Here is a 4,873-nt window from a genome sequence, read left to right as displayed (position 1 = left end):
ATATTTGCAACATCAATAACCATAAAATTTGGAATGAAATGAATGCAAATATCAAGATTAAAGAAATGCCTGCTTTGCACGTAGCTTGTATATCCCACATTGGTCATCTTTATTTAGACTCTACTTATGAAAAGCTCTTGAAATGGGCCAGAGAGAAAGGCTTGCTGGATAAACCTGAAGTGAAAATATTGACAATCTATCATGATAGTTTTAAAGTTACAGCTCCGGATAAAGTAAGGATGAGTGCTTGTATTGCTGTTGAAAAACCTATAAAAAGCAAGGGAGAAATTGGTGCTGCAAAAATTGAGAAAGGAAAGTTTATCGTTGGGCACTTTGAAGTTGCAGGGGAAGATTTGGGAAAGACCTGGAGCAGTTTATTTATGTGGTTGAATAAGAATGGATATAAGACAACGGAAAGGAATTGTTTTGAGATTTATCACAACGATTACAGAACACATCCGGAACGTAAATTTATACTTGATCTTTATATCCCGATTGATTAATTGCAAGATAAAGTACCAGATTTATTTGTTCGAAATACAAGATATAAACTGATTCGTTTCTTATTCTGTATATTTATATCAATCAATGCTATGGAATATACCCGATATCACCCTCCACCAGCACTTCAGAAATATGTGCGATATTTTTGGAGCTTTGATTGCTTTTCATCTGATGTTTCTGTATTTCATGTTAAAAGCTTTGCTGACCAATATCCCCGTTTAATATTTCAGGATTTGAACAACTTTAAGCCCATCAGAAATATGGATGGACAGGCCCTGCCAGAATGTTACATCAGTGGAATAGATACGCAAAATACGGAGTCAACTTTCGGAGGAAACTTTTCTCACTTTGGAGTTAGTTTTTTTCCACATGCCTTACATGCCTGTTTTAAAATTTCAGCATTTGACCTGGTCAATGAAATGCCGGATATTCAATTGCTTTGTAATGAGGGAATACAGTATCGGCTAGCGGAAGCAAATTCACATACAGAAAGGGTTCAACTTTTGAGTACCTACCTATATCATAAAATTTATGCTTCGAAGAAACAAGAATTATTGATCCAGCATATTATAAATGCGAATGAGATCAATGAAGACAGCTTTATTTATGAACTTCATAATAAATACCATACTTCAGAAAGACATCTGGAGCGAAAATTCAAGATTTCAGTGGGCGTATCCCTTAAGAAATTTCAACGCATTGTTAAATTTGAAAAGGCACTTCAATTGCTTGGCAATGCTAAATATAATGATTTGACAAACATTGCCTATCAATTGAATTATACAGACCAGTCTCACTTTATTAAAGATTTCCGGACTTTTTCTGGGATGACGCCATATGAATTTATTAAAACTCAAAATTTTGGATCTGAAAGTTCATCATTTATTTATACTGCTGGCTAAACAACACGCAAAAAATGTCGATTTTTTACAATTCTGACATATAGTTTTAATGGAATTTTGATTTATTATAAGAATTATAAGTTTAAATGGAAAAGGACACTTTATTACTTCGCATTGTTATTGCAATTATTCTTTTATCACATGGTATACCCGGGATGCTGGATGGAGGAGTTAACGATTTTGGTAATTTATTTCTAAATAAGATTGGTTTTTCACCAATTGGGGTTCCACTGGCCTGGTTGGTAAAAATATCACATGTAGTTTGTGCCGGATTATTGCTGGCTAATAAATTCGTAAAACCTGCAGCAGGGTTAACTATCTTTATATTAATAATAGGTATAGTGACGGTTCATTTTAAAGAAGGCTGGTTTGTGGTGGGAGGAGGAAGAAATGGGATGGAATATAACTTCTTACTTATCTGGATTTTAATCTATATCCTAATCAAGGACAAGAACAGCAGCTTTAATAGGAACAGGTGATTTGATATTTGCCTTTCAGTAATTACTGAAAGGCTTTTTTGAGTGGGGGGAGAAGGATTCGAACCTTCGAAGTCTTGCGACAACAGAGTTACAGTCTGTCCCATTTGGCCACTCTGGTATCCCCCCAACTTGTCTTAAAAAGAAAGCTTCAGATTTTCTGAAGCTTTCAATGGGTGGAGAATAGCGGAGTCGAACCGCTGACCTCTTGCCTGCCAGGCAAGCGCTCTAGCCAGCTGAGCTAATCCCCCGTGTGGCTTGGGTGGCAAAAGTAAGTAAAAGTTCAGCTTTTGCAAATAAAATGTTAAAATATATGTCCTGATCTAATTTTTACTTTTTGTTGAGGAATAGAAGTATAGTTGATTTTAATTTTATTCAACTTTTTTTAATTCTCTTAAACTAAAATGCATTTAGATGCGTTTATGTATTCAAGAGCGTTAATTTAGATAGCGGAGCACATTGGAGGATGTGTTTCGCTTTTTTATTTCTATCGGCAATCACTTCGTCTGGCTTCTTTTTTGTGCTTTATGGAAAACTCTACTAATGGGCATCATTATAGTAAACACATACATTATGAAACAGCTATTCAAAAATTCAGCGCTCAAATTAATACTAATATTTATTTTGTTATTCGGACTTAACCTATTTGCTCATGCCGATATCATCCGGCTGGTGGTGAAAGAAGACCGGGCCAGCTGCACAGGGGTGGCACCGCAAACCTGCTACCAGGTTAAGTATAAAAATAGCAAAAGCTGGGAGCTTTTTTATGATCAGATAGCTGGTTTCAAATATAAACCAGGTTACCGTTACGTATTGCAGGTACAGAGAACAAAGAGAATAAATGTTCCAGCAGATGCATCTGCTTACCAATACAAATTAAAGAAGGTCCTTAAAAAATACAGGGTACAGACAAAACCAGTTAAAGAAGATGGCGTATGGAGCTTCGTGTCCAAACATAAATGGAATCTGATCCAGCTAAACGGCATAACACAGGAAAATTCTCCCGCTTTTTTAATTTTCCATGCAGATAAAGCTCGCTTTAATGGGTATGCAGGTTGTAATAATTTCTTTGGAGGATTTGAAAAGACTGCAACAACAATCACCTTTAAACAAATAGGCAGTACCTTAATGGCTTGTGCTGACGAGAGCAAAAATAAGCTGGAAGGCGATCTGTTGAAATTAATGTCTGATAAAACCTTCAGATATGATGTTGCAGATCAAACTTTAAACCTATATCTGGACAATAAATTGGTGCTGATGTTTGGAATGTCGTCATTGGAATAAAAGGCTAAAGGTTTATTTGTTTGGATTCATTCTAAATAATTATACCTTTGCCTCTACATTTAGAAAACGCTTTTGCCAGATCCATCTACATATCCACCAAAAAGAATTAAAATTGATGAAGAGACTTTCTTTCATCTCTACGAACGCTATTGGCAAAAACTTTACCGGCAGGCTTTAAAATATTTGCCTGATAATTTTCAGGCAGAAGAAATTGTTCAGGACTTGTTTACATCTTTATGGCAAAGAAAAGACAGTTTAGAGCTTTTTGAAGACACTGTAGAAAACTATTTGGTTAGGGCAGTTCGTTTTCGTATCGCCAGGGTATATAGTGATGAAGAAAGAAAAACCAAAAAAATGGAAGAGTTCCACTTACGTCACAGTGGACAGCAAAATAATGCGACTGAAAAGCAGGTATTATATAACTTTTTGAGAGAAGATGTAGACAAGCTGGTTCAGTTACTTCCTGAAAGATGCCAGGCTGTATATCTGTTGAGTAGGGTAAAGGGGCTTAACAATCGGGAAATTGCATCGAATTTGGTTATCTCGGAGAAAACAGTGGAGAATCAGCTTACAAAAGCACTAAATTTTATCCGAAGAGGATTAAAGGAGTATCCTTCAAACTAGTGGAATGCGGAAGATAAATTTGAATACCATATAAATAAAATGGGAATGAGCCCGGAACTATTAAAAAAGTGCATAGCAGGAAACGCTTCCGATTCTGAATGGGAAGAGTATCTGTTATGGATGGATGGCGATGGGAGCGATGCTTTCGATGATCCTCATCTTGAAATAGATTTGGATATACAGCAGCGCAGCTGGAAAAAGATTAGGGCTAGCAATCTGAAGTACGAGCAGTCAAGAACCCGAAAGTTATGGTTGTTGAGTTCTTCTGTTGCAGCTGTTCTGGCATTTTTATGCGCATTTATTTTTTTTAAACAAAAAGAATCACAGGAAAGGCAATATGAGATATTTACTTATAATGCACTAAGTCCTGCGATAGAAAAAACGTTCAACGGATTAAATATCCGGTTGGCAAAAAATAGCGAAGTGGTCATGAACCGTGAAAGCAATCAGTTGATTGATGTTTATTTTTCGGGCGCAGTTATGTTGAGCAACAACAGCGACGAAGATCAGTATATCATAGTGAGGTCTGAAAGCTCCAAGCCCAACGAGGCCACAAAAAAAATGTGTTTGAGAAAGGGACAATCTTATTTGCTAAGCTATTATACAAGCAAAAAAGATGAATTACTGGTCGTTAATAAACAGCGACTTCTGGATATCCCGCCAGCCATTGCCTTGAATATGCGGCAAGATTTTAATCTTTAATATTTTTTATTTACAATTATTCTAAATAGCGTAGGGGAAAAACTGCGCTCGGGATAATACTATATAAAAGAAAAAGAAAGGTTACTATGATTGAATAAAAATATACGCTCCAAATTCTATACTAAAAGAGCCATGCAGTTCTGACCTGCATGGCTCATTCCCGGAAAAACCGGGCAAACTTCTAAATCGACATTTAAAAGCAATGCAAATTAAAACATTTTTTGTTACAGGGATTCTTTTTGCCTTTATAATTTTGGCACACGCCCAAAATAAGGGTAAAGGTTCTATCGGAGGACGACTTACTGATGAAAATCAGAATATGGTTTCGTCAGCTACAGTTAAACTGTTGCCCATTGGAAAGGGGGCAAAGACTGATCATCA

At 36.3% G+C, this 4,873-nt stretch carries 6 protein-coding genes and 2 tRNA genes; 6 read left to right on the top strand and 2 right to left on the bottom strand.

Annotated elements, in window-relative coordinates; all coding sequences use genetic code 11:
- The 3 genes from VNZ46_RS05805 to VNZ46_RS05795 form a co-directional block, all read left to right on the top strand.
- Nucleotides 1–503: AraC family transcriptional regulator (locus tag VNZ46_RS05805; protein ID WP_325559169.1), on the top strand; the 503-nt coding region annotated here is incomplete at its 5' end.
- Between the two features lie 90 nt (nucleotides 504–593).
- Nucleotides 594–1,406, top strand: coding sequence for an AraC family transcriptional regulator (locus VNZ46_RS05800; RefSeq protein ID WP_325559168.1), 813 nt, complete (start codon nucleotides 594–596; stop codon nucleotides 1,404–1,406).
- 86 nt (nucleotides 1,407–1,492) lie between these two features.
- Nucleotides 1,493–1,885: a DoxX family protein gene (locus VNZ46_RS05795; RefSeq protein ID WP_325559167.1), complete on the top strand. Its 393-nt coding sequence runs from the start codon at nucleotides 1,493–1,495 to the stop codon at nucleotides 1,883–1,885.
- 43 nt (nucleotides 1,886–1,928) lie between these two features.
- On the opposite strand, the gene VNZ46_RS05790 is transcribed toward VNZ46_RS05795, so the two are convergent.
- Together VNZ46_RS05790 and VNZ46_RS05785 are read right to left on the bottom strand one after the other, a co-directional pair.
- A tRNA-Tyr gene (locus tag VNZ46_RS05790) sits at nucleotides 1,929–2,011 on the bottom strand.
- A gap of 48 nt (nucleotides 2,012–2,059) precedes the next feature.
- Nucleotides 2,060–2,133, bottom strand: a tRNA-Ala gene (locus VNZ46_RS05785).
- 322 nt (nucleotides 2,134–2,455) lie between these two features.
- Between VNZ46_RS05785 and VNZ46_RS05780 the strand changes: the two genes are divergently transcribed.
- From VNZ46_RS05780 to VNZ46_RS05770, 3 genes are all read left to right on the top strand, one after another.
- The gene (locus VNZ46_RS05780) at nucleotides 2,456–3,166 is read left to right on the top strand and encodes a DUF4377 domain-containing protein (RefSeq protein WP_325559166.1); all 711 of its coding nucleotides are present in this window, start codon (nucleotides 2,456–2,458) and stop codon (nucleotides 3,164–3,166) included.
- A 72-nt stretch (nucleotides 3,167–3,238) separates the two neighbouring features.
- Nucleotides 3,239–3,790 carry an RNA polymerase sigma-70 factor gene (locus tag VNZ46_RS05775; RefSeq protein WP_325559165.1) on the top strand — a complete coding sequence of 184 codons (552 nt, stop codon included), beginning with the start codon at nucleotides 3,239–3,241 and terminating at the stop codon, nucleotides 3,788–3,790.
- A 45-nt stretch (nucleotides 3,791–3,835) separates the two neighbouring features.
- Entirely contained in the window at nucleotides 3,836–4,492 is a 657-nt protein-coding gene (locus VNZ46_RS05770) for a hypothetical protein (protein WP_325559164.1), read from the top strand.
- Nucleotides 4,493–4,873 lie beyond the last annotated feature (381 nt).

It is taken from the genome of Pedobacter sp. (assembly GCF_035566355.1).
GTDB lineage: Bacteria > Bacteroidota > Bacteroidia > Sphingobacteriales > Sphingobacteriaceae > Pedobacter.
The sequence above is the reverse complement of the archived record's forward strand: the minus strand, read 5'-3'. Positions and strand labels throughout refer to the sequence as shown.

Bases quoted from the DNA above. Each gene is read 5' to 3' on its own strand.
- VNZ46_RS05780 (WP_325559166.1), top strand. From the start codon at position 2,456: ATGAAACAGCTATTCAAAAATTCAGCGCTCAAATTAATACTAATATTT.
- VNZ46_RS05800 (WP_325559168.1), top strand. From the start codon at position 594: ATGGAATATACCCGATATCACCCTCCACCAGCACTTCAGAAATATGTG.
- VNZ46_RS05795 (WP_325559167.1), top strand. From the start codon at position 1,493: ATGGAAAAGGACACTTTATTACTTCGCATTGTTATTGCAATTATTCTT.
- VNZ46_RS05770 (WP_325559164.1), top strand. From the start codon at position 3,836: ATGAGCCCGGAACTATTAAAAAAGTGCATAGCAGGAAACGCTTCCGAT.